Source organism: Trichocoleus desertorum AS-A10 (assembly GCF_039962155.1).
Lineage (GTDB): Bacteria > Cyanobacteriota > Cyanobacteriia > FACHB-46 > FACHB-46 > Trichocoleus.
Genome location: NZ_JAMPKN010000001.1, coordinates 521,098 through 543,423, shown reverse-complemented (window position 1 = coordinate 543,423; position 22,326 = coordinate 521,098). Strand labels below are relative to the sequence as shown.

Here is a 22,326-nt window from a genome sequence, read left to right as displayed (position 1 = left end):
TTTCTTTTAACCTCATGAAATTAATCTCATGAATCAGTTGCTAAAAGGAGTCAATCTCTACCTCGTTGGAATGATGGGGGCTGGCAAAACAACGGTAGGACGCCTACTTGCAAAAGAGTTAGGCTACCGCTTCTTCGACACAGACACGTTGATTGAGCAGTCCCAGAAAAAATCGATCAATGAAATCTTTGCGGAAACCGGGGAATCGACATTTCGGGATATTGAAACTGCTGTATTGGCCGAGCTATCGTCTTGTGTCAGATTGGCGATCGCGACAGGCGGAGGGATTGTACTCCAGCGCAAAAACTGGAGCTACCTGAGGCATGGCTTAGTTGTCTGGTTAGATGCTCCGGTAGAGGTGCTTTACAGCCGATTGCAAAACGATGCGACTCGCCCCTTATTACGAGAGACTGACTTAAAGGTAAAGTTGCAAAGCTTACTGGAGCAGCGCCAAGCTCTTTATGCCCAGGCTGATTTGCATCTGACTTTGCAGCCGGGAGAAACTCCAGAGCAAATCACTGCCAGAGTCATAGCAGAAATTCCTACAGTGCTTTGCCCAGAACGAAGGCCAGTCACTGAGCTAAATTAGTCAGCGATTGTTGATGAGCGATCGCATTTCGTTAGACTCCACGGCTTTCATTCCCACCCTTAGGGATATTAAGCTCTACTAGACCTGACTTTTCGCCCAATCCAGCCCTCATGGTTAACGACAGCGAATATTTTCGGCAAGAGGATGCAACCCGCGTCCGCATCCTCAGTGAAGCCTTACCTTACATCCAACAGTTTGCCGGACGCACCATCGTGATCAAATACGGTGGGGCGGCGATGAAAGATAGCAATCTCAAAGAGAAGGTGATGCGGGACATCGTCTTCATGGCTTGCGTCGGGATTCGGCCTGTAGTGGTGCATGGCGGTGGCCCAGAGATTAACACTTGGCTCGATAAGCTGGGGATTGAACCTCAGTTTAAGAATGGTCTGCGAGTCACCGATGCTGCCACGATGGACGTGGTGGAGATGGTCTTAGTCGGTCGGGTGAATAAAGAAATTGTCTCTTTGATTAATCAAGCGGGCGGCTGTGCGGTTGGGCTTTGCGGCAAAGACGGCAGCTTGGTCAAGGCACGCCCCGAAGGCCAAGCAGACATTGGCTTTGTCGGTGAGGTGAATAGCGTCAACGTACGGATTTTAGAATCGCTGCTGAAGGCAGGACATATTCCGGTCATCTCTAGCGTGGCGGCAGACGACACGGGGCAAGCTTATAACATCAATGCGGATACAGTCGCGGGAGAGCTAGCAGCGGCTCTCGGAGCCGAGAAGCTGATTCTGCTGACCGATACAGCCGGAATCTTGCACGATTATCATGACCCTTCCACCTTAATTGACAAGCTGGATATCCAAGAAGCTCGCCAGCTAATCGAATCTGGAGTGGTTTCTGGGGGCATGATTCCTAAAGTCAATTGTTGTGTGCGATCGCTGGCTCAAGGTGTAAAAGCGGCCCACATTATTGATGGCCGTCTGCCTCACTCCCTGCTGCTAGAAATCTTTACTGATGCTGGCATTGGCTCCATGCTCGTGGCTTCTGAGTTTATGAAGTAAGACGAATGATCACTTATTCTGAGCAAATTACCGCGATCGCTCACCGAGCCCAGGCACGAGAAGATGCTTTGCCTGTACGAGACCCTGCTTGCCGTTCCCGGTTTTGGTTTCACCCGCGGCCCACTTCTAAGGTTTGCTTGTTCTTCCACGGGTTCACGGCAGGCCCCTACCAATTTGAGCCGATGGGTGAAGCCTTTTACCAAGCAGGCTACAACGTTCTGGTACCCCTACAGCCAGGGCACGGAATCGCTGGCGACTGGAATCGCGATCATCCGCCACCGCTCCCCACAGATGTGCTCATCTATCAAAATTTTGCCGTGGATTGGCTCCAGCAAGCCCAGTCTTTAGGGCAGCAAGTCGTGGTGGGCGGACTTTCCAGTGGAGCGACCTTAGCGGCTTGGCTAGCCTCTGAGTACCCGCAGCAAATCGCTCGTGCCCTGCTGTTTGCACCGTATCTGAGTGGCACGAATCGATTGGTCGATTTTTTGGTAGAAATTCTGCCTGTCTACTTTGAATGGTTGAACAAAGACGAGCCTGGGCATCATGGCTATGATGGCTTCCGGATTCCCACGCTGCGCCTGTTCTTGGATCTAGGCCAAGAGTTGCTCGACCGCGTGGCTCATCGCCCAGCCGCACCCATGTTTGTGATTTCTAGTGCCAGCGATCGCGCTACTAACCCTCAGGATCACCAAGCCTTGGCGCAAGCTGCCCAAACGCTTCAGCCTCAAACTTGGTATCACTGTCTGGACGAAGCCCTAGATATTCCACATACGATGATGACCCAAGCGGAGGGGAATGATTACCAAAACTTGCTGATCACCTTGGCAAAAGCTTTTGTGGAAAGCAACTTAACTTGGTCGGAGGTGTTGGCGATTGGCGATCGCTTGCTGCACGGAAACACGTTTGATGGTGCTGTAGCTGAGCTAAATCTTCAGCAACGCACGGCTGCGGAGTTGTCTGTGATGATGGCATTGCTCGACCTCAAGGCCATTGTTGCAGCGCACCAAGCTGAACTCAAACCCTAAAGAAACCAAACTGGCTGTTTTATGCCCAATTACTCTGCTACGATTGCCGCGATCGCCAAGCAAGCAAAAGCGCGGGAAGATGCTCTACCCCTGCGTCATGAAGCCTGCCGCTCCAAGTTCTGGTTTCACCCCCAACCCACCCAGCGAGTTTGCCTCTTCTTTCATGGCTTTACAGCCGCACCCTACCAGTTTCAGCCCATAGCTGAGGCGTTTTACAAAGCGGGTTACAACGTGTTGGTTCCTTTAATGCCAGGGCATGGCGTCACTGGCAATTGGGGGCCTGACAATCCTCCCCCGCTCCCAAGCGATCCAGCAATTTATAAGCAATTCGCCTTGCAATGGCTCCAGCAGGCACAAGCACTAGGAAAGCAGGTGATTGTCGGTGGCCTTTCAGGGGGAGGGACACTAGCAAATTGGCTGGCCTTCGAGCGATCGCAGCAGATTTATCGCACGCTGCTATTCGCTCCCTACCTCAGTAGCAGCAGCAAAGTCATAGATTTGTTCGTGCAAAAGGCCAGTTCCTATTTTCAGTGGGAAAGCAAACCAGGGAGCGTTCCCGTTGGTTATTCTGGATTTTTGTTGCCGAACTTACGAGTTTTTCTGAATATTGGCCAAGAGGTGTTGACTCGCTCCAAGTCTCTAGATCCGGTGGCTCCCATGCTGATCATTTCTAGCGAGAGCGATCGCGCAGTCGGCAATAACGACCACAGAGCTATGTTTCGTGCTGTCTTGTCACGACAACCCAAAACCTGGTATCACCGTTTCGATCGCGTCCTCGACATCCCCCACACCATGATGACTAAGCAGGAAGGCAACGAGTACCAAAACCTGCTGATCACGATGGCCAAAGCCTATACCGAAAGCAGCTTAGCCTGGAAGGACGTAGAAGAAATTGGCTACCGCATGACTCAAGGTAAGACCTTTAACGCAGTAGTAGCTGAGTTGAACTGGCAGAAACGAGTCTCGGCAGACATGCCTGCCATGATGACAATGGTAGATAAGCGAGAGATTGTCCTGGCCCGCAATAAGGCTGATGTTGGCGCTGACTAGAACGAAATACTAAAAGACCCCCGCACCCCAGGACGATACCGAGGTCGCTCGATAATCACGGGATTGACCAAGGTGGAGTTGTAGATGGGCGAGTTGACTACCACCGGATTCACTAAGGTAGAATTCACCACGCTGCCGTTGAGAATGTTCTGGCTCGTTCCACCCACAGCAGGATAGGGCGTAATACAGGGATGAAAACACCCATAACCCACGGAACCATAGTGATTAGAAAAACTAGGTGAGGCGATCGCGGGACTCAAGAATAAGGGGTCGATCTGAGGTGGATGGTAAATCACATAATTAGGTGCTTGGTTGACTAAAATCACGCGCCTAATCGTCACTTTTTGACCTGCTACTACCGGAGTGGCACTTAGCAAAGAGCCACCAATGCTTACTAAAGCAAAGGTTGAAATTAAACTGAACTGGAAAGCAGACTGTAACTGAGAAGAGTGAGACATAAGGGTGACCTGAAAGTAGGAGCGATTGACTAAGCCAAAGCTGAACCTCAAGGCTGAACGTGGCGACACCCTGACAGGTATGAATTTCTCAAAGCAACTGATCGCTAGCTCTCAGATCTAGACTAACGCCCTTTGCTAGGATCTTGAAAGGTGCTTTACCGTAGCTTTAGACGGTAGAAAAAGCATCGAAGTTGCTCAGAAATGTAGCAGCTTCCAGATTTGTAGTGTGATTTAAGGCGAATAAGTTAAGCATGTTGATGTTTGGCCCAGTCCCAGTCCTGATCTAACTTTAAGAAGCGTGAGTTCAGAAAACCTAGAAATCGTTGAAGCTGAATACGAGGCTGGCAAAGCTACCTTTGAGCGAGGACAGTATCGCCAGTCGGTGCAGCATTTAGAAAAAGCCAGTGCTTTGGTCAACCGTACGTCTCCTTTGGGTGGAGAGGTGCAAATGTGGTTGGTGACAGCCTATGAAGCCGCAGACCAGCGCCCCGAAGCGATCGCCCTGTGTCAGCAGTTAACTCGGCACCCCGACTGGCAAACTCGTACCCAAAGTAAGCGGTTACTCTATATCCTAGAAGCCCCTAAATTAAATACTCGCCCCGAATGGTTGACCCAAATTCCCGATTTGGTAACTTTAGCGGAAAGCGATCCTAAAGATCGGCGAGGCAGTGCGGGAACGGCACCCGCGCGATCGCCCCGCAGAGTAACCGCAGCCGAAGAACCGGAGTCTCCTTTTAATCTCGGTCAAGCTAGCTCTAGAAATGCCAACTTTTTCTGGTTCGCCTTAGGTCTGATGGCGCTAATCTTGGGCAGTTTGTGGTGGTTTAGCTAAAAGCTGTTGCATACCTTAACTACAGACTAGTGCCGCTGCAACAGAACAGATAGGATGAGCAAGTATGGGAATCAACCTGGGAGTCAAGCCAGTGGGTAGAACGATCAAGCAGTCATCGCTCACAACTCGCCATTCAAGTCGGGCAACTCAGACAATCACAAAAGCGATCGCCCAAAAGCTAGGACAGCAGCTTAGGCGCTTTCGAGTGGTTTGGATGATGCTCTTAGCTTCCTTACTGCTTTCTGGTTGCGTTCAGTATGATGTCGGCATCAACTTCGAGAGTCCCAACCGGGGTGAAATTGTCCAACACATCAAGTTGGACGATCGCTTGACCAGCTTGAGTGGAGCCAGCGCTCAGCAGTGGCTAGAGACGGTCGAACAGCGGACTCGGCGCTTAGGTGGCAAAATCCGCCGCAACTCTAACCAAGAAGTCACAGCCATCATCCCCTTCAGTAGTGGCGCTGATCTGAATACTAAATTCAGCGAGTTTTTGCAGCCATCAACCCAAAAAGGTACGGCGAAACGAGCCGAACCAGTTTTGCCTGAGATTACGTCAGACTTTCAGCTGGCGCAAAGTAACTTCTTGCTCCTGCTACGGAATCGCCTCAGCTATACTCTCGACTTGCGATCGCTCGGTGTGACGAGTGCCAATGGAGATTTGTTGGTGAGTCCTAGCTCATTATTAGACTTGGAGTTTCGACTCAACACGCCTTGGGGAGCCCGCAGCATCGACACGGCAGCTAACGCCGTTAGTGCGGAGCGTCGTCAGCAAGGTCATGAATTGATTTGGACGCTGAAACCAGGCGAGATCAACCACTTAGAAGCAGCTTTTTGGCTACCGAGCCCGTTAGGAATTGGCACTGTGGTCATCGTCTTTTTAGTGCTAGGTGGGTGGTACTTGAAGTATCAATCTCTGCCAGGACAAACAGCGGGTTCGACTCAAGTTTCTGCCCCAGAAGGTTAGTCAAACCTGCTAGCTGCTGACTCACGGATTATCTACAATGCGCCGTTCAAACAATCTCCAGCGTTTGTTTCTATTGGGTTTGAGCGGCCCAATTGTAGCTTTGAACGTTTGGATTCTGTCGCAGGTTTTTCGCTACTTTGAGCACTCGATTACGCTGCTAGTAGTAGCGGCAATTTTGGCGTTTCTGCTCAACTATCCGGTGCAGATCTTGGAACAGACTCAAATTAGCCGTTCTCAAGCCGTGATCGCGGTTCTGCTGCTAGCACTGGCGCTATTAGTCGTGCTGGGTGTGACCTTGGTGCCGATTTTGGTGGAGCAAGCCGCTCAGTTTGTGGACAAGCTTCCTGCGTCGCTAGCGGATAGCCAGCGTCATGTAGCTTCTTTAGACATTTGGGCGAAAGCACATCGTCTCCCGTTAGACCTCCAAGGTTTTAGCACTCGGATTAACAACCAAATCGAAAATCAGTTACAAGCTTTAGCCAGTCAAGCATTGGGTTTGGCAATCATAACGGTTTCGGGGCTATTTGACTTGGTTTTGGTGGTGGTGCTGGCCTTTTATATGCTGCTCTACGGCGATCGCATGTGGCAAGGCTTAGTCAACTTGTTGCCAGCCAGCATTGGTTTACCGCTCAGCGCCTCTCTGCGCCTAAATTTTCAAAACTTTTTCATCAGTCAGTTGTTGTTGGGATTTTTTATGTTCTCAACGCTGATTCCCATTTTCATCGGGCTGAGGGTGCCCTTTGCGCTGCTCTTTGCCCTGTTGATTGGCGTGGCTGAGCTGATTCCCTTTATTGGAGCCACGTTGGGAATTGGGGTCGTGATCCTGCTGGTCATGTTTCAAGACTTTTGGCTCTCGCTACAGGTGGCCTTTGCCGCAATCTTAATGCAGCAGATTAAGGACAATGTTTTGGCTCCTAGATTGATGGGCAATTTCACCGGACTAAACCCCATTTGGATTTTTATTGCCATTTTGATGGGGGCGCAAATTGCGGGATTACTCGGCGTTTTAGTAGCCGTTCCGATCGCAGGCACCATTAAGAGCACTATTGATGCAATTCGGGAGATCAACCGCCCCAAAGTCGTTACTACAGAAGTTTTGCCAGAAGAGAAACAGGTGCACCGCTAATTCACTGAACCATACAGAACCATTCGATCGAGTGAGCAGGCTGCTAAGCTTTTCTTCAGATATAGGATCTGAGATTTAAGTTACAGTCCTGATGATGCTTAAAAAACTTGTGAAGTTAGCCAGACCTGTGAAATTGAGGAGTTGATAAATGCGCCAGATTAACTTTTTAATCATCTTTGTCATTGCGCTAGCTCTAGTCTTGTTCAGCTTAGAAAATACCGAACCTGCCACCATTCATATTGTTCGAGACATCCAAATTCAAGCTCCCTTAGCAGTAGAGCTAATTTTGGCCTTGGGCGTGGGTGCAGTACTGGCTTGGGTCTTCAGCGTTTGGGCCCAACTACAACACATGCTGGAAATTCGCAAAGGCTTGCAACAAGTTCAAGAGCGGGAGCAACGCATTGAAGAGCTAGAACAAGACCTCGATCGCTACAAAGCAGAACTGCAAAACCAGCAACCCCTACTGCCTGCGGTTGATTCTATGGCCCAAGAAGTCTAGACTGCTGGGAGGCTGGCTGGGATGTGGACTGCTGATTTGACTAACCCTGATAGTCTCTGGAGTTTGATGGTGCCAGTGTTCTTGCTGGGCCTGATTGTCTTAGCGGCGATTGCCTTTGTTCGCATTAACAGCAAGTAGGAATTGGTGGCATGGTTCTGTCTCTGGCCCAAAGCGCGATCGCCTTACTGACCGAGTTGGCAGAGCGGGGTGAAATTGACCCTTGGGATGTCCAAGTAATTGAGGTGATCGATCGCTTTTTGAGTGAATTGACTCCCAGCGACACAGTAGAAATGAACCGAGCTACCTACGAAGCTGACCTGTCTCGTTCTGGGCAGGCTTTTTTATACGCCTCCATGTTGGTGCTCCTCAAAGCTGACACGTTAGTCCGGGCCGAATCCTCTGAAGTTGAAGTGCTCGACGAGGGGGAATTCCTAGAGCCAGATGGGTTGATGGAAACTCAGATGCCACTACATCTAGAACGGCGCTTACGGCGACGAGCGGTGGCAAAACCGCCGCAAAACCGCCGAGTCACCTTGCAGGAGCTGATTGAGCAACTGGAACTGATGGCCGCAAGCATGGTCGAAGCCGCTCCCCGCACGCGCCCCCGTCGCCCCCGTCCCCAATCGCGCAGCCAAGCAGTCCGAGCGATCGCGCAACTAGCGCACCAAGAAAACCTTTCCGAAGTGGCAGCCGCATTAGACCAATTCCTGGCGACCCAATGGCTAAAAATCTCCCAAGGAGAAGATTGGCTAGACTTTGATTTGTTGATAAAACTATGGTCGGGTGCTGCTCAGCAAGAATTAGATCTTCCTGGCTTATCTAATGGCTCGCATCACAGCACCAGCGATCGCGTCGCCATCTTCTGGGCGCTACTATTTTTGTCCGCTCAGTCCAAAGTAGAGTTATCGCAGGAGGAATTTTACCAAGACTTAAAAGTTCGGAGTCTCGCAGAATTGCCTATTTTTGCAGTATCCGAATAAGCGGAGCATCCTAGCAAAACAGATCACCAGTTTTACCAAGCCAGTTTCACCAAGAATGTAAAAGATCTGTTAGCATCTTGGCGACTCCCAGCCAGTTATGTCTGGTAGTGATAAATTTTGCCGGGTTAGGCAGTCAGGTTGAGATCAATGAAGAGAATGGTTGGTAGATTATCTACAAACCATTGGGTTGCATCAATACGAGTTTTTCCAAAGCGGCTGATTGAGGCCGTTTGGTAATGAGAGGGGGAGGAGAGCGAGTGCCACAGCACTGGAACTCAACCGCCAAATAATGTATCGATTATTGACAGTGTAGTGGTCTAGGGTGAGAGATAAATATTTATGAAAGCCATGATCCTGGCAGCTGGTAAAGGTACGCGCGTTCGTCCGATTACCTACACCATTCCCAAGCCCATGATTCCAATCCTGCAAAAGCCAGTGATGGAATTTCTCTTAGAACTCTTGCGCCAGCATGGTTTTGACGAGATTATGGTCAATGTCAGCCACCTAGCCCATGAAATTGAAAACTACTTCCGAGACGGGCAGAAGTTTGGCGTCCAAATTGCTTACTCTTTTGAAGGGCGCATTGTAGATGGTGAGTTGGTCGGTGAAGCGCTAGGCTCGGCAGGAGGCATGCGCCGAATTCAAGACTTTTCCCCTTTCTTCGACGACACCTTTGTGGTGATGTGCGGCGATGCCCTGATTGATCTTGACCTTACCGAGGCAGTGAGATGGCACCGAGAAAAAGGTTCAATCGCCACTGTAATCATGAAATCCGTGCCCAGGGAAGAAGTCTCCAGCTACGGGGTTGTGGTAACTGATGAGTCAGGTCGCATCAAAGCCTTCCAAGAAAAGCCTGCTGTAGATGAAGCCCTAAGCACTAGCATCAACACAGGTATCTACATTTTTGAGCCTGAAGTTTTAGATTACGTTCCCTCAGGCTGCGAGTTTGACATTGGGGGTGAGTTGTTCCCCAAACTCGTAGAAATGGCTGCGCCCTTCTATGGCGTTACAATGGACTTTGAGTGGGTAGACATCGGCAAGGTGCCTGACTACTGGCGCGCGGTGCGTGGAGTTTTGCAGGGCGACGTTAAGAATGTGCAAATTCCAGGACATGAAGTCGCACCAGGCATCTACACCGGATTAAATGTGGCCGTGAACTGGGACAAAGTTGATATTCAAGGCCCAGTCTATATCGGCGGCATGACTCGAATTGAAGATGGAGCCAAGATTGTTGGTCCCACCTACATTGGCCCTAACTGCCGCATTTGTGGTGGGGCAACCGTTGACAACAGCGTGATCTTTGAATACTCACGGCTAGGTCCTGGGGTACGCTTGGTAGATAAGCTGGTCTTTGGTCGCTACTGTGTTGATAAAACCGGGGCAACGATTGATGTCCAAGCGGCAGCCCTCGACTGGTTAATCACCGATGCTCGCCAAGAAATTCCCTCTCAGCCAGCGCTGGAACGGCAAGCGATCGCGCAACTCCTCGGCAAGGATATCAGCGAGATCGGCAAAGATAGCCGAGCCATGCTTTCCTAAGCGTCGGGCCTCAGATTAGTTCTAGCCTCTGAGCAAAATCAAAATCCGATTCTTGAATGCTTTAAGTTCGAGGGTCGGATTTTTGTTGACACTCTTTTTTGTTGGTGCTGAATAAAACAGCAGCATGACGAAGGCTCTAAGGTCTGATTACAGGTTGCCGCAGTACTAAAATTCCTTGAGCATTCACCCGGTAAGCTTGACCCACATAGCCCGTGCGATCGTACAACACTTGATGGATATGTTGATCTAGCTTGACTTCATCGGCAATGCGATCGCGATAATAGCCTTTCATTTGCTCCTCAACGCCCATTTCGCTGAGGCGATCGTGCACTTGGGTACTGTTGCCCTCAAAATAGGCAGTTCTGGCGGTGTTGTCTTGGAGAAAGCTGACGATGACCGAGAAGGGTACGCCTCCAATCGTCACATACTCCCCCACCACTAAGACAACCCAAAGTCCTAAAGATAGCAGGATGCCTGAGCCAGCCAAGACGACAATTTGCTGAGGCGATCGCAGTGAACCTGAACCCGGAGTTTTGGCTTGTTTGTGTAAGGCTTGCTTTGATTGAGGTGTGAAAGCACCCATGATCTCAGACCTCTAGCGATCGCTCTTAATCTAGCTTAGGGGGTCAAAGGCTGCCAAATCCTTGAACAATTGAGCAGCAAACTCAGTCTCAATTGCTAAGGTTAGAAATTGGGAAATGTACTGGATCAATCGCACATATGAGCGTATAAGGTTTCAGGTACCCAGTCGCTACCTAAAAAATCATTGCCCAACTGACTGCTCACCCTGAGTGGTGTGACGAGAAGCCCTGAGTGCAACCCCATGAATTTCTTTTTGTCTGGTTTTGTGGCCCTGACCCTGCGGCGGTGGCAATTGCAACTTGTTTCTACTGACCATCGCGTTGTTCAGACTCACCCTGTAAAACGTTGGGCTCTGCTAGGACTGGGAGTCTTGGGCAGTGGGCTGTTACTACCCAGTCTCACTCACCCGGCGGCAGCGGCAGAACGTGTTTACGTCTCCTATGGCTCCGTCGAACGCTCCATTTCCGTAGACACATTAGAGACTTATGCCAGAACGGGCACCATCAATGATGATTTAGCGGCTTACGCTCAATATGCAGACCCCAAACAGCTGCAAGATTTACGAGAAGTTCTACTCACACCAATTCAACTTTCGTCGGTCGCCGTTTCTCAGTTCCTCTACACCCCCCAAGCGGAAACGTTACTAATGCGCTTGGGGCAGGTGATTCAAACAGAGGCGCGTCAGACTGGGTTTTATGCCATTCGCTCGGCCTTGATTTTGGCAGCAGCTCAGCCAGAGGGCTTGACCTTGCTCAATGTGATGCGACAATTTCCCACGGATGGCATTCGAGTGAACTTGGGTCGCAGCCTAGAAATTGCTAATGCCTTGGATGAATTTGTGGAGCAAACAAGGCAAGCCTCTGTCGCAATTAGCCAACAAGCAACGGCAGAAGCGGCTTTGGCACCTGTGACTGATTTTTCTGCCCTCGCGGACTTGCGTCAAACGGGAGGATTTGAGTGGGAGAAAACCACCATTACTTTGAGCGATCGCACCCGTAAAACTATTCAACGATTTCCCAATCGTCCGCCGATAGAAGTTCCTCGAGAACGGGTGTTTCCAGTTGATATCTACATGCCATTGGCCAGCGCTGCACAAAACCAGGCCCAACCTTACCCAGCTCCAGTGATTGTGATTTCTCACGGGTTGGGGTCAGATCGCACGACCTTCGATTATTTGGCTAAGCATCTGGCTTCCTACGGCTTTGTGGTAGCTTTGCCAGAGCATTTGGGGAGTAATGCGGGTCGATTGCAGGCACTCTTGAGTGGTACAGCCACTGATGTCGCTGAATCCTTTGAGTTTGTCGATCGCCCCTTGGATGTTAAATACTTGCTGGATGAGTTGGAGCGGCGATCTAAGTCTGAACCGTTGTTTCGAGGGCGGCTCAATTTGCAACAAGTGGGAGTAGTCGGGCAATCCTTCGGAGGCTACACAGCTCTCTCTGTAGCTGGGGCGACGTTGAACTTTGAGCAATTGGCCGAGAACTGTCAGCGCAGCAATGAGTCTTTGAACTTATCACTGTTGTTGCAATGTCGGGCGCGGGAATTGGCAGGGCGGCAGTACGAGTTACGAGATCCTCGCATTAAAGCCGCGATCGCGATTAATCCGGTTGATAGCACTGTATTTGGAGAACCGAGTTTGAGCCAAATCCAAGTACCGTTGATGATGATTGCTGCCAATGCCGACACAGTTGCGCCTGCCTTGCCTGAGCAAATTCGACCGTTTACTTGGCTCACCATGCCAGAAAAGTATCTAGTGCTGATGAATGGAGCTACTCACTTCTCGGCCATTGGTGCTTCTGCTACTAATAGTGAAGTTGTGCCTATTCCTACCCCAGTGATTGGGGCAGCTCCAGCGTTGGCTTACCGCTATATCCAAGCCTTAAGCGTGGCTTTCTTTAAAACTCACATCACGAATCAAGAGCAATTTCGACCTTACTTAACTTCTGCCTATGCCGCTAACATCAGCCGAGCGCCGCTCAAACTGGATTTAGTGCAATCTTTTACTGCTGCTCAATTGACCCAAGCCTTGGATGGTGAGACAGAAGAACCAACCGTACCGCCAGAACCTGGCCCTACGCCCCCTGCAACCTCTCCCTCCGAGCCATTGCCCGCGCCCGTCCCGCTGGAGGAGCTAGTTCCTACGGTGCCCTAGAATTGAGCCGCTTCTAGCGCATGAACCGCGATCGCCCTGTTCAAGACTTGACCAAAGCGCATACAGTTCTAAAGGAAGCAAATTTTAGCTGTCTTGAGATTAAGTTATCCGTGCCAGTGCCTAAGCATCAACAAATTATCGGGGAATTGATTGGACTGCAAGCCCAAGATCGTCAGTGTAATCTATCCCAATTTAGAAGTATCACCAGCGCGGAGCAGTACCAAAAGCTTTACCAGTTATTGCAGCAATATGTAGCTCCAAGGAGTGCGGTTTTAGATTGGGGTTGCGGCAATGGTCACTTCTCCTATTTCCTAGCCCGCTCCGATTATCAAGCTTATGGTTATGCCTTTGAAGACTTTTACTTACGACAAAAGCTAAATCAATTTACTTACGAATTTAAGCAAGGCACTTCTACAGATGCGATCGCCATCCCGTACGCCGACCAACAATTTGATGCGGTGGTTTCTGTGGGCGTTTTAGAGCATGTACGAGAAACTGGAGGGAATGAAATCGCCAGCTTAAAAGAGATTTTTCGCCTGCTTAAACCGGGCGGTTATTTCATTTGCTACCACTTGCCCAACCAGTTCAGTTGGATTGACCCGATCGCCGCGCTAGTCCCTAACAAACACCACCACCTTTATCGCTATACTCACCAATCCATTCAAGCTTTGTGCCAAGCAGCAGGCTATGACTTGTTAGAGTTACAACGTTATGGAGTTTTGCCCCGCAATTTTTGGGGCAACTTGCCCGGAAGTATTCGCACCTCGGCAGCGATCGCTCAAGGCTGGCAGCTAGCGGATACAACTTTGAGCTACATTTTCTCCCCGTTCTGTCAGAATTATTGGTTTGTGGCGCAAAAACCAAGCAACAGCCACTGTCCTACCGCGTAGAGAGACTTAACTGAGACTGTGCAAGGGTTTTTGAACTTAAACAAACCAGCAGGAATGACTTCCCATGATTGTGTGGCGAAGCTGCGTCGTCTGCTGAAGCTGAAGCGAGTGGGACATGGTGGCACCCTTGACCCCGCAGCAACCGGAGTGCTGCCAGTCGCGATCGGACGAGCTACCCGTCTCCTGCAATTTTTGCGATCGGATAAAGCTTACAAGGCTACCGTGCGTTTGGGAGTCAGGACTGCCACAGATGACCTAGAGGGAGAAACCCTGACGGCTCAAGCAGCACCGAGCTTAACGTTGGCGGCGGTGCAAGCAGCCCTACCCCAATTTCAAGGCCCGCTCCAGCAAATTCCTCCCGCTTATAGTGCCGTCCAAGTTGAAGGTCGGCGGCTTTACAGCTTAGCTCGTGCAGGAACACCGATTGAAGTGCAGCCTCGTGCCGTGGAGGTGTTTGCCATTGAAGTACTGGATTGGCGATCGGGCGACTTTCCCGAACTCGATTTGGCGATCGCTTGTGGTCCGGGCACTTATATCCGGGCGATCGCGCGGGACTTAGGCGAGGTGTTAGGGGTGGGGGGCACGTTGGCTGCTTTGAGTCGTACGGAGAGTTGTGGCCTCACGTTAGCGGAGAGCCTCACCTTTGCCGATTTAGAAGCGCAGCTACAGGCAGGCACCTTTGAGGCGATCGCTCCCCTGAGTGTTTTGCAGCATCTACCTTCGATTATCCTCTCCCAGGAGTTAGCGCGACGTTGGTGCTGGGGACAACGAGTGTTTCAGCCGCTGGATCAGCATTTATTCCAAGCAGTTGAGTCCGCAGATGCCCCAAGTTTAGCGGTACGAATTCACCACGAAGATGGACGGTTTTTGGGCGTGTCTCAGCAAATTCAAGAACCAGAAGGCACGCTATTAGCACCTCAAATGGTCTTGGAGCCTGACTTATAAAGTTCGTCTTCTGGCTCATCGGGTAACTCAGTTTGCCAGGTGGACACCGGACGCAGCGCCGCTGGAAGTTCACCTTGGTCTAGGGGAAACTCCAAAATAGTTTCTGACAATCCCAAATAGCCAGATTCACTAAACGAGATCAGCATCCGTTGCAAGGCATGCCAAATCTCCGCTTCATATTCCCAGTCGCGATCGCGGTTTGCTCTCCCAGCGATCGAGCGTAAGGCCCAGAAGTAGCTATTCCGCACCATCGACCCACCTTTCTTGTAAGGCGGGACATCCTCATGGTGGAGGAACAGAATGTCATCAACGATCTTGGCTCTCATGGTTGTTTCTAGGGGGTGATTCTGGGTTAAGACGATCCGGAGGGCGAAAAAGCTTCTATCCTCAATTTTAGGAATCGCTGACCCGCCTTTGGAGAATACTCATGCCCTCATCCCAAGTTGCCGCTTACGGTACATGGAAGTCCCCCATTACTTCAGATTTGATTGTCACCGGGACGATTGGCCTCAGTCAGGCAGCCTTAGACGGAGAGGATATCTATTGGCTGGAGCTAAGACCCACAGAGGCAGGCCGAACTGTGCTGGTGCGCCGGACTCCCGATGGGCAAACTTCAGATGTTACACCCGCTCCCTTCAATGTGCGGACACGAGTGCATGAATATGGTGGGGGGGCTTATGTGGTTCACCAAGGCACCGTCTACTTCACTCATTTTGCTGATCAACGCCTCTATCGCCAAACGCTAGGCTCAGAACCACGAGCTCTGACACCGGAAGGCAACTGGCGCTATGCCGATGGCGTGGTAGACGAATCACGGCAGCGCTTTATCTGTGTGCAAGAAGACCACACGGCTGGTGAGCAGGAACCCGTCAACACAATTATCAGCCTCAGCTTAGAGGCAGGCCAAGAACCAAAGATTTTGGTAACTGGCAATGACTTCTACTCCTCCCCGCGCCTCAGCCCTGATGGCTCACATTTAGCTTGGTTGACTTGGAACCACCCCAACATGCCCTGGGATGGCACCGAGCTTTGGGTCGCCGCCTTTAACCCTGATGGTTCCTTGGCAGAACCGGAGAAGGTTGCAGGCGGCACTACCGAGTCGATTTTTCAGCCAGAGTGGTCTCCTAGCGGCATTCTGCACTTTATCTCCGATCGCTCTGGTTGGTGGAATCTATACCGTTGGCAGCAGGGTCAGGTAGAGGCTTTGTGCGATCGCGCTGCTGAGTTTGGTGAACCGCAGTGGGTGTTTGGTCAGTCTACCTACGGGTTTGATACGAGCGGTGGCAGTGAGCAAATTATCTGCACCTATGTCGAGAAGGGTACTACCCACCTCACTCGGCTAAACCCAGAAACTCAAGAACTCCAGCCAATTGCAATTCCCTATACAGTGGTGCGAGGGTTGCAAGTAGCAGCGGGGCAAGCTGTGTTCTTGATAGGCTCCCCAACCGAATCACTCGCGATCGCCCGACTCGATTTAGCTACAGGCGAAATCACTGTTTTGCAGCGTGCCAGCCACCTGCAGGTTGATCCAGGCTATCTCTCGGAACTACAAGCGATCGAGTTTCCGACCGAGAATGGCTTGACCGCCTATGCTTTCTTCTATCCACCTAAAAACCAAGACTATCAGGCACCCGACGGAGAAAAACCACCTTTACTCGTCAAAAGTCATGGTGGCCCCACCGCTGGCACTTCTACGCTTTTGAGCTTGAGCATTCAGTATTGGACGAGTCGGGGGATTGCTGTTTTAGATGTGGATTACGGCGGCAGCACCGGATATGGTCGCGCATACCGGGAGCGACTGAAAGGGCAGTGGGGCATTGTCGATGTGGATGACTGTGTGAATGGAGCCCGCTTCCTAGCAGAGCAAGGTTTGGCAGATGGCGATCGCCTAGTGATTGATGGCGGAAGCGCGGGAGGTTATACGACGCTCTGTGCTTTGGTGTTTCGCGATGTATTCAAGGCAGGCGCGAGCTACTACGGAGTCAGCGATTTGGAGGCATTGGCGAGAGATACGCACAAGTTTGAATCCCGCTATCTCGATGGCTTAATCGGCCCCTATCCCGAACGGCAAGATTTGTATCAAGCGCGATCGCCTGTCCATTTCTGCGATCAGCTTGCTTGCCCAGTCATTTTCTTCCAGGGTTTAGAAGACAAAATTGTGCCGCCTAGCCAAGCCGAGGCAATGGTGTCAGTGCTGGAATCGAAGGGCTTACCCGTAGCCTACATTGCGTTTGAAGGCGAGCAACATGGTTTCCGCAAGGCTGAAAATATTAAGCGATCGCTGGACGGCGAACTCTATTTCTACTCGCGTGTATTTGATTTTGAGCTGGCCGATCCGGTTGAACCTGTCGCGATCGCCAACCTGTAGGGGTCTAAGGCTTTCATCGGTGCTAGGGTAAAGATTGGTTGCATTTTCGTTCGGTTACTCATGTCTGCTGCGATCTCCCTGCAAAACGTCTACAAAACCTATAGCGATCGCCCGGTCGTTCAGGATCTTTCACTCACGATCAAATCAGGGGAGATGTTTGGCCTACTCGGCCCCAATGGTGCAGGGAAATCCACCACAATTCGCATGCTAACGACGCTGACTAAACCCAGCCAAGGCCAGATTCAGATTGCTGATTTTGATGTGGTGCGTCATGCGGCTCAGGTGAAGCAACGCATTGGCGTAGTGTTGCAGCAGACGAGTGTAGATGGCGACCTCACGGTTTGGGAGAACATGGAGTTTCATGGTCGCTTGCACCATATCCCCAATCGGGTACGTCAAGAACGGATCGATCGCTGGTTAGATTATGTAGAACTGAGCGATCGCCGGAAGGATTTGGTCAAAACCTTGTCCGGAGGGATGAAGCGACGTTTACAGATTGCCCGTGCTCTACTGCATGAACCAGAAATTTTGTTTCTAGATGAGCCCACTGTCGGTTTAGACCCGCAAACTCGCCGCCGCCTCTGGGAGATCATCCGTGACTTAAACAAGCAGGGCATGACCATGTTGCTCACCACGCACTACATGGATGAAGTGGAGTATCTGTGCGATCGCATTGGCGTGATGGATGCGGGCAAGTTGATCGAGTTGGGCACGCTCTCCGAACTCAAGCAGAAATATGGCGAAGGCTTGGTCATGACCCAGAAAGGCGACAAATGGGATTACCAATTTTTCCCCGACTTGGAGCAAGCCAACGCCTATCTTGATCAGCAGCCAAACAAGACTGGTATGATGGTGCGACCTTCCAACTTAGAAGACATTTTTGTTGAATTGACAGGACGTAATCTGGATTGAGCGATCAACCAACGCTTTGGGAAGAACCGCCAAAACAGACGGGACTCGCCAGCACCATCGAAGCAATTCTCTACTTGAAGGCCCAACCGCTGACAGCCAGCGAGATTGCCAAATATGCAGGCTGCGATCGCGCCACGGCAGAAGAAGGCTTGATCGAGCTCATGACCGATTATGCTCATCGCGACAGTGCCTTAGAAGTGGTGGAAACCCCAGAGGGCTACAGCCTGCAACTGCGTCCTGCCTTTCACAAACTGGTCCAAACTTTAATTCCGGTGGATTTGGGGGTGGGGGCTTTACGAACTTTAGCGGCGATCGCCTTACGAGGACCGATTGCTCAGGCAGATTTGGTGAACTTGCGCGGTTCAGGTGCCTATCAACATGTACCAGAATTAGTCGAGCAAGGCTTTGTGCGGAAACGGCGGCAATCGGATGGTCGGTCCTATTGGTTACAAGTCACCGAGAAGTTCCACCAGTATTTTCAGGTAGACAAACTCCCGATCGCTCTAGAGCCACAAACTCAAGAGCCTGCTGACGAATCTTAAATTTTGCCATTCGACAACCACCCCTTACCCGTCCCTAGAGGTTCGGAATTTTCACCTTTTTGAGACTGGTCACAGAGGTGGGTGGAAGTGCCACAATAGTACAAATAAGCAAGCAAACCCTTTAGCGTCCTTATGGTCTTTAACCCTGAAAGTGCTAAGTTCCTTGGCTCTGACCCCGAAAATGCTCAAGCAAATCCGTTGCTGAAATACCTGCAACATCAGTCACCTGAGGTGCTAGCACGGGTTGCCAAGTCGGTCAGCCCGGAGGTAAAACAAATTATTTCCCATAACGTTCAGGGTTTGGTGGGAATGTTACCCAGTGAAGGCTTTAACGTTCAAATTACGACCGATCGTGACAACTTAGCAGGGCTGCTCGCCTCTGCCATGATGACGGGCTATTTCCTGCGCCAGATGGAGCAACGCATGGAACTAGAAGGCGTTTTAGCGGGTTCAATGTCTCTTCACGAAGACCCCCCTTCTAACCCATAACCTGCAAGCGCAAAAAGAAATTTTTAGGATCGCGAAGATTGACCTAACCCCCGGCCCCTTCCCTGATAGGGAAGGGGAGAGAGATGGTAAATCAACCCATTTCTTCGGTCGGAAAAGCGCTGGGTTGAATCCGCAAGCGCTGAGCTTTGCCGTTGCGGTTAATTTCGAGATTGAGCTGTGCCCCTACGACACTCGCTTCCACCATCTCTTGCACTTCAGAAGCAGTTCTAACCGACTTGCCGTTAATTTTTTGAATCACGTCTCCCTGCTTTAAACCTGCCTTGGCAGCGGGTGAGTTGTCCAAAACCTTAACAATCAAAACGCCTTGATCCTGCGTCACCTTAATGCCCAGCTCGCGATCGCGGTTGATTTCCTCTTTAATTTCGCCCGTTAGGTCAACCATCTGGATGCCTAGGTAAGGATGCTCGGCGCGACCACTGCGAAATAGTTGCTCGGCAATGCGCTCTGCCGTCTCGATGGGAATCGCAAAGCCTAAACCTTGAGCGTCAGCTCGGATAGCTGTGTTAATACCCACAACTTCTCCCTGCTCGTTTAGCAAAGGTCCGCCAGAGTTACCGGGATTGATCGCCGCATCGGTTTGGATAAATTGCACCCGTTTGTTCGGCACGCCCACCTGAGAGCTAGAGCGACCAATAGCACTGATGATGCCAGCGGTGACAGTGTTATCCAGACCTAAGGGATTGCCGATCGCGATCGCCCATTGCCCTGGAACTAGTGATTGAGACTTGCCCAATTTGACCACAGGCAAGCTAGAAGCACTGATTTTGACCACCGCTACATCCGTCACTGGATCCGTTCCCACCACTTGGCCGTTAAAGCTGCGACCATCCTTCAGCGTCACTTTGACAGTATCAGCCTCAGCCACGACATGGGCATTAGTCATGAGTCGGCCATCCGCACTCAAAATAAAGCCAGAACCTGTCCCTCGTTCCACACGATCTTCTGGGATAGGGGCTTCACCGCCAAAGAAGCGTTTGAACATGGGGTTTCTAAACGCCTCCGGCACATTACCCGTCACTGTCCGCGCTGAGTCAATTCGCACCACCGCAGGCCCTACCTTTTCGACCGCTGCGGCAATAAAGTTAGGGCTGGTAGGGGAGATGGGTAGGCTGGCAGTGGTACGGGCAGACGGCTTCTGAGTCGGTGGTTGAAGAAAAGGTGCTAGCCCGCCGGATGAAGTTGTTCGCTCTGCGGTGAGGTAGCGATTACCCCACGCTCCTGCACCACCGCCAATGGCTAACAAAGCTAGGTAAATCGTTAGTTGTTTGAACGACAAACTCATAGTCTCAACACTGAATGGCAGTGGCGCAGGAAATATACCTCTACTGTAATCGATGGTGCTTCTGAGCAGGAAAATCGGACTGAGCTAGGCGATCGCTTCCGATTGCGATTCAATAAAGCTAGGAAACAGCAGTCAGAAGACAGGAGTCAAAATAGATGCAGTTCTTCTGACTTCCAATTCTTAACTTCTGACTCCCCCAGATATGACACCCATGAGTTTTTCTCGCTGGTTTGCTCTACCCACTCTGCTCTGGCTCACTTGGTATACACTCAGCAGTAGTGCTGCAACGCCGGAAGTCAGGTCAGGGATACGGCCAGGGGCGATCGCTCAAATTTCCAGTCTTTGTCCAAAGCCTGCATTAGAGCGCTTGACTCGCTACAAGGTTAAGTCGGGTGAAACGCTAGAGAGTATTGCTCAGAAATATAATTTGATTCCTGCAACTTTGATGGGGTTTAATCCTAGCCTGAGGAGTGGCAAAGCAACTCCTGGCGCAGAGATTGTGATTCCACCTTACAACGGGGTGCAGGTAAGCGTTCCGGCAGGCCAAACTTGGCGGGATGTCGCGGCTACCTACAAAGTGCGGGCTGATGTGCTGTTTGAAGTCAATGGTTGCTCAGCCAAACCTGCCACTGTTTTTGTCCCTGGTGTAAATTGGTCTCCAGTCGGCTCTGCTCCACCCAGCATCAGTCCCAAAGATCGCGATAACTATGGCTTAACAAGCTACCCGCTGCCCACCACGGCGACGGTGCTGCTAGGTTACGGTTGGCGGCTACAGCCTGCGATCGCTCAAGTGGCTTTTCATAGCGGCATTGACCTTGCAGCTCCAGTCGGCACCAATGTTCTAGCGGCAGGCGATGGTGTGGTAGCTTTTGCTGATCAGCAAGGCAGCTATGGCAGTTTAGTTGTGATTAACCATGCTGGCGGACGGCAGAGCCGCTATGCACAGTTGGGCAGCATCAAAGTCAAGGCGGGCCAGACTGTGAAGAAGGGCACGCTAGTTGGTACGGTCGGCACGACTGGAACACCTAGCTCAAAAGCAACTCATCTACATTTTGAGGTGCGCTACAACTCCAATTTAGGGTGGGTCGCTGAAGATCCAGAACCTTATATTCAAGGCATGAAAGTGGCAAAACAGTGATTCAATAAGAAACTGTGAATAAATATTAAAGATGAGCCACCCATCGCCTGAACAACTCCAAATCTTTTTAGACGTTGCCACGGAAGCAGTGCTGGCAGCAGGAGTCATCTTGCAAGATTACTGGGGCCACCTAGAAGGGATTGAGGAGAAAGGTCGTCCCGGAGATTTAGTCACAAAAGCGGACAAGGCCGCAGAAACAGCGATCCTACAGGTGCTGCGTCGCCATGTTCCGGACCATCCCATTTTGGCTGAAGAATCAGGTCAACTCGACAACACGGCCAGCGAATATTTGTGGGCGATCGATCCCTTGGATGGCACCACGAACTATGCCCATCAGTATCCTGTTGCCGCAGTTTCGGTAGGGCTATTGATTGAGGGGGTGCCGCAAGTCGGAGCTATTTTTGACCCCTTCCGCCAAGAACTATTTCGCGCCGCTACAGGATTGGGAGCCACTCGCGATCGCCGTCCGATTCAAGTCTCAAAAACCGCTGAACTTAGCAAGAGCCTTTTAGTCTCAGGCTTTGCCTACGATCGCCGTGAAACCTTAGACAATAACTACGCCGAATTTTGTCATCTCACCCACCTGACTCAAGGGGTGCGTCGCAGTGGCTCTGCTGCGCTAGATCTAGCCTATGTCGCCTGTGGTCGCTTCGATGGCTATTGGGAGCGGGGCTTGTCTCCTTGGGATATGGCAGCGGGTATTGTGTTGGTTCGAGAAGCGGGTGGACAGGTCACAGCTTACGACCAAAGCCCTGTAGTCATCCCTTCCGGTCGGATTCTCGCCACGAATCAGCAAATTCACAGCGCTTTGAGCAATGAACTGTTACAGGTGAGCGCTGCATCAGCCGCAAGAAGTGATAACAATGTATTAAGTCAGGATGCTAGCCACCCCTCCTAAGGCATGCATCCCCTGCGAGGCAAAGTAGACTAGAAGCATTT

At 51.0% G+C, this 22,326-nt stretch carries 23 protein-coding genes; 19 read left to right on the top strand and 4 right to left on the bottom strand.

All coding sequences use genetic code 11. The features are described from left to right. Positions 1 to 28: 28 nt before the first annotated feature. The 4 genes from NDA01_RS02500 (at position 29) to NDA01_RS02485 (ending at position 3,668) form a co-directional block, all read left to right on the top strand. Positions 29 to 589, top strand: coding sequence for a shikimate kinase (locus NDA01_RS02500; RefSeq protein WP_348226744.1), 561 nt, complete (start codon positions 29 to 31; stop codon positions 587 to 589). 110 nt (positions 590 to 699) lie between these two features. After that, complete coding sequence (gene argB, locus NDA01_RS02495; RefSeq protein ID WP_190433721.1) at positions 700 to 1,593, top strand: acetylglutamate kinase; 894 nt, start codon at positions 700 to 702, stop codon at positions 1,591 to 1,593. A 5-nt stretch (positions 1,594 to 1,598) separates the two neighbouring features. Then, positions 1,599 to 2,618, top strand: coding sequence for an alpha/beta hydrolase (locus tag NDA01_RS02490; protein ID WP_348226743.1), 1,020 nt, complete (start codon positions 1,599 to 1,601; stop codon positions 2,616 to 2,618). A 21-nt stretch (positions 2,619 to 2,639) separates the two neighbouring features. Beyond that, on the top strand, positions 2,640 to 3,668 hold the full coding sequence (locus NDA01_RS02485; RefSeq protein ID WP_348226742.1) for an alpha/beta hydrolase: 1,029 nt from the start codon (positions 2,640 to 2,642) through the stop codon (positions 3,666 to 3,668). On the opposite strand, the gene NDA01_RS02480 is transcribed toward NDA01_RS02485, so the two are convergent. Then, positions 3,665 to 4,126, bottom strand: coding sequence for a hypothetical protein (locus tag NDA01_RS02480; RefSeq protein ID WP_348226741.1), 462 nt, complete (start codon positions 4,124 to 4,126; stop codon positions 3,665 to 3,667). The two genes, NDA01_RS02485 and NDA01_RS02480, sit on opposite strands and share 4 nt — an antisense overlap. 298 nt (positions 4,127 to 4,424) lie before the next feature. Between NDA01_RS02480 and NDA01_RS02475 the strand changes: the two genes are divergently transcribed. The 6 genes from NDA01_RS02475 (at position 4,425) to NDA01_RS02450 (ending at position 10,066) form a co-directional block, all read left to right on the top strand. Further along, positions 4,425 to 4,958: a hypothetical protein gene (locus tag NDA01_RS02475; protein WP_348226740.1), complete on the top strand. Its 534-nt coding sequence runs from the start codon at positions 4,425 to 4,427 to the stop codon at positions 4,956 to 4,958. A gap of 64 nt (positions 4,959 to 5,022) precedes the next feature. After that, positions 5,023 to 5,922 (top strand): DUF3153 domain-containing protein, encoded by a 900-nt coding sequence (locus tag NDA01_RS02470; protein ID WP_348226738.1) that lies wholly within the window; start codon positions 5,023 to 5,025, stop codon positions 5,920 to 5,922. Positions 5,923 to 5,959: 37 nt separating this feature from the next. After that, positions 5,960 to 7,048, top strand: coding sequence for an AI-2E family transporter (locus NDA01_RS02465; RefSeq protein WP_348226737.1), 1,089 nt, complete (start codon positions 5,960 to 5,962; stop codon positions 7,046 to 7,048). Between the two features lie 148 nt (positions 7,049 to 7,196). Next, positions 7,197 to 7,547: a LapA family protein gene (locus NDA01_RS02460; protein WP_190433729.1), complete on the top strand. Its 351-nt coding sequence runs from the start codon at positions 7,197 to 7,199 to the stop codon at positions 7,545 to 7,547. A gap of 149 nt (positions 7,548 to 7,696) precedes the next feature. Continuing rightward, positions 7,697 to 8,527, top strand: coding sequence for a segregation/condensation protein A (locus NDA01_RS02455; protein ID WP_190433730.1), 831 nt, complete (start codon positions 7,697 to 7,699; stop codon positions 8,525 to 8,527). A 339-nt stretch (positions 8,528 to 8,866) separates the two neighbouring features. Next, positions 8,867 to 10,066: a nucleotidyltransferase family protein gene (locus tag NDA01_RS02450; protein WP_190554707.1), complete on the top strand. Its 1,200-nt coding sequence runs from the start codon at positions 8,867 to 8,869 to the stop codon at positions 10,064 to 10,066. Positions 10,067 to 10,202: 136 nt separating this feature from the next. On the opposite strand, the gene NDA01_RS02445 is transcribed toward NDA01_RS02450, so the two are convergent. Beyond that, positions 10,203 to 10,649: a hypothetical protein gene (locus NDA01_RS02445; RefSeq protein ID WP_190561665.1), complete on the bottom strand. Its 447-nt coding sequence runs from the start codon at positions 10,647 to 10,649 to the stop codon at positions 10,203 to 10,205. A gap of 240 nt (positions 10,650 to 10,889) precedes the next feature. On the opposite strand from NDA01_RS02445, the gene NDA01_RS02440 reads away from it, so the two are divergent. Genes NDA01_RS02440 through truB form a run of 3 tightly spaced genes read left to right on the top strand, consistent with a single transcriptional unit; the run spans position 10,890 to position 14,635 of the window. Beyond that, positions 10,890 to 12,800: an alpha/beta hydrolase gene (locus NDA01_RS02440; RefSeq protein WP_348226736.1), complete on the top strand. Its 1,911-nt coding sequence runs from the start codon at positions 10,890 to 10,892 to the stop codon at positions 12,798 to 12,800. 20 nt (positions 12,801 to 12,820) lie between these two features. Continuing rightward, entirely contained in the window at positions 12,821 to 13,690 is an 870-nt protein-coding gene (locus NDA01_RS02435; protein ID WP_348226735.1) for a class I SAM-dependent methyltransferase, read from the top strand. A gap of 18 nt (positions 13,691 to 13,708) precedes the next feature. Beyond that, positions 13,709 to 14,635 (top strand): tRNA pseudouridine(55) synthase TruB, encoded by a 927-nt coding sequence (truB, locus tag NDA01_RS02430; RefSeq protein ID WP_348226734.1) that lies wholly within the window; start codon positions 13,709 to 13,711, stop codon positions 14,633 to 14,635. Here truB and NDA01_RS02425 read toward each other — a convergent pair. Then, positions 14,608 to 14,961 carry a hypothetical protein gene (locus tag NDA01_RS02425; protein ID WP_190554702.1) on the bottom strand — a complete coding sequence of 118 codons (354 nt, stop codon included), beginning with the start codon at positions 14,959 to 14,961 and terminating at the stop codon, positions 14,608 to 14,610. The two genes, truB and NDA01_RS02425, sit on opposite strands and share 28 nt — an antisense overlap. A 101-nt stretch (positions 14,962 to 15,062) precedes the next feature. Between NDA01_RS02425 and NDA01_RS02420 the strand changes: the two genes are divergently transcribed. The 4 genes from NDA01_RS02420 to NDA01_RS02405 all read left to right on the top strand — a co-directional run bounded on the left by NDA01_RS02420 (position 15,063) and on the right by NDA01_RS02405 (position 18,946). Beyond that, on the top strand, positions 15,063 to 17,003 hold the full coding sequence (locus NDA01_RS02420; protein WP_348226733.1) for a S9 family peptidase: 1,941 nt from the start codon (positions 15,063 to 15,065) through the stop codon (positions 17,001 to 17,003). A 60-nt stretch (positions 17,004 to 17,063) separates the two neighbouring features. After that, the gene (locus NDA01_RS02415) at positions 17,064 to 17,915 is read left to right on the top strand and encodes an ABC transporter ATP-binding protein (RefSeq protein WP_190554700.1); all 852 of its coding nucleotides are present in this window, start codon (positions 17,064 to 17,066) and stop codon (positions 17,913 to 17,915) included. Next, positions 17,912 to 18,457 carry an SMC-Scp complex subunit ScpB gene (gene scpB, locus NDA01_RS02410; RefSeq protein WP_190433747.1) on the top strand — a complete coding sequence of 182 codons (546 nt, stop codon included), beginning with the start codon at positions 17,912 to 17,914 and terminating at the stop codon, positions 18,455 to 18,457. Before NDA01_RS02415 ends, scpB begins: the two co-directional genes overlap by 4 nt. Before the next feature lie 132 nt (positions 18,458 to 18,589). Further along, a complete protein-coding gene (locus tag NDA01_RS02405) occupies positions 18,590 to 18,946 on the top strand; it encodes a DUF760 domain-containing protein (protein WP_190433749.1) in 357 nt (118 codons plus the stop codon). Between the two features lie 91 nt (positions 18,947 to 19,037). Here the strand turns inward: NDA01_RS02405 and NDA01_RS02400 are convergent, their stop codons facing one another. Continuing rightward, positions 19,038 to 20,249: an HhoA/HhoB/HtrA family serine endopeptidase gene (locus NDA01_RS02400; RefSeq protein WP_190554699.1), complete on the bottom strand. Its 1,212-nt coding sequence runs from the start codon at positions 20,247 to 20,249 to the stop codon at positions 19,038 to 19,040. Positions 20,250 to 20,460: 211 nt separating this feature from the next. Here NDA01_RS02400 and NDA01_RS02395 point away from each other — a divergent pair, with 211 nt between their 5' ends. Together NDA01_RS02395 and NDA01_RS02390 are read left to right on the top strand one after the other, a co-directional pair. Then, positions 20,461 to 21,387 (top strand): peptidoglycan DD-metalloendopeptidase family protein, encoded by a 927-nt coding sequence (locus tag NDA01_RS02395; RefSeq protein ID WP_190554745.1) that lies wholly within the window; start codon positions 20,461 to 20,463, stop codon positions 21,385 to 21,387. A 31-nt stretch (positions 21,388 to 21,418) separates the two neighbouring features. After that, entirely contained in the window at positions 21,419 to 22,285 is an 867-nt protein-coding gene (locus tag NDA01_RS02390; protein WP_348226732.1) for an inositol monophosphatase family protein, read from the top strand. The last annotated feature ends 41 nt before the right edge of the window (positions 22,286 to 22,326 follow it).

Coding starts and splice junctions, on each gene's coding strand:
- NDA01_RS02435 (WP_348226735.1), top strand. CDS start 12,821: ATGAACCGCGATCGCCCTGTTCAAGACTTGACCAAAGCGCATACAGTT.
- NDA01_RS02465 (WP_348226737.1), top strand. CDS start 5,960: ATGCGCCGTTCAAACAATCTCCAGCGTTTGTTTCTATTGGGTTTGAGC.
- NDA01_RS02390 (WP_348226732.1), top strand. CDS start 21,419: ATGAGCCACCCATCGCCTGAACAACTCCAAATCTTTTTAGACGTTGCC.
- NDA01_RS02460 (WP_190433729.1), top strand. CDS start 7,197: ATGCGCCAGATTAACTTTTTAATCATCTTTGTCATTGCGCTAGCTCTA.
- NDA01_RS02440 (WP_348226736.1), top strand. CDS start 10,890: ATGAATTTCTTTTTGTCTGGTTTTGTGGCCCTGACCCTGCGGCGGTGG.
- NDA01_RS02490 (WP_348226743.1), top strand. CDS start 1,599: ATGATCACTTATTCTGAGCAAATTACCGCGATCGCTCACCGAGCCCAG.
- NDA01_RS02400 (WP_190554699.1), bottom strand. CDS start 20,249: ATGAGTTTGTCGTTCAAACAACTAACGATTTACCTAGCTTTGTTAGCC.
- NDA01_RS02445 (WP_190561665.1), bottom strand. CDS start 10,649: ATGGGTGCTTTCACACCTCAATCAAAGCAAGCCTTACACAAACAAGCC.
- NDA01_RS02480 (WP_348226741.1), bottom strand. CDS start 4,126: ATGTCTCACTCTTCTCAGTTACAGTCTGCTTTCCAGTTCAGTTTAATT.
- NDA01_RS02415 (WP_190554700.1), top strand. CDS start 17,064: ATGTCTGCTGCGATCTCCCTGCAAAACGTCTACAAAACCTATAGCGAT.
- NDA01_RS02450 (WP_190554707.1), top strand. CDS start 8,867: ATGAAAGCCATGATCCTGGCAGCTGGTAAAGGTACGCGCGTTCGTCCG.
- NDA01_RS02425 (WP_190554702.1), bottom strand. CDS start 14,961: ATGAGAGCCAAGATCGTTGATGACATTCTGTTCCTCCACCATGAGGAT.
- NDA01_RS02485 (WP_348226742.1), top strand. CDS start 2,640: ATGCCCAATTACTCTGCTACGATTGCCGCGATCGCCAAGCAAGCAAAA.
- NDA01_RS02455 (WP_190433730.1), top strand. CDS start 7,697: ATGGTTCTGTCTCTGGCCCAAAGCGCGATCGCCTTACTGACCGAGTTG.
- NDA01_RS02405 (WP_190433749.1), top strand. CDS start 18,590: ATGGTCTTTAACCCTGAAAGTGCTAAGTTCCTTGGCTCTGACCCCGAA.
- NDA01_RS02500 (WP_348226744.1), top strand. CDS start 29: ATGAATCAGTTGCTAAAAGGAGTCAATCTCTACCTCGTTGGAATGATG.
- NDA01_RS02395 (WP_190554745.1), top strand. CDS start 20,461: ATGAGTTTTTCTCGCTGGTTTGCTCTACCCACTCTGCTCTGGCTCACT.
- NDA01_RS02420 (WP_348226733.1), top strand. CDS start 15,063: ATGCCCTCATCCCAAGTTGCCGCTTACGGTACATGGAAGTCCCCCATT.
- argB (WP_190433721.1), top strand. CDS start 700: ATGGTTAACGACAGCGAATATTTTCGGCAAGAGGATGCAACCCGCGTC.
- NDA01_RS02470 (WP_348226738.1), top strand. CDS start 5,023: ATGGGAATCAACCTGGGAGTCAAGCCAGTGGGTAGAACGATCAAGCAG.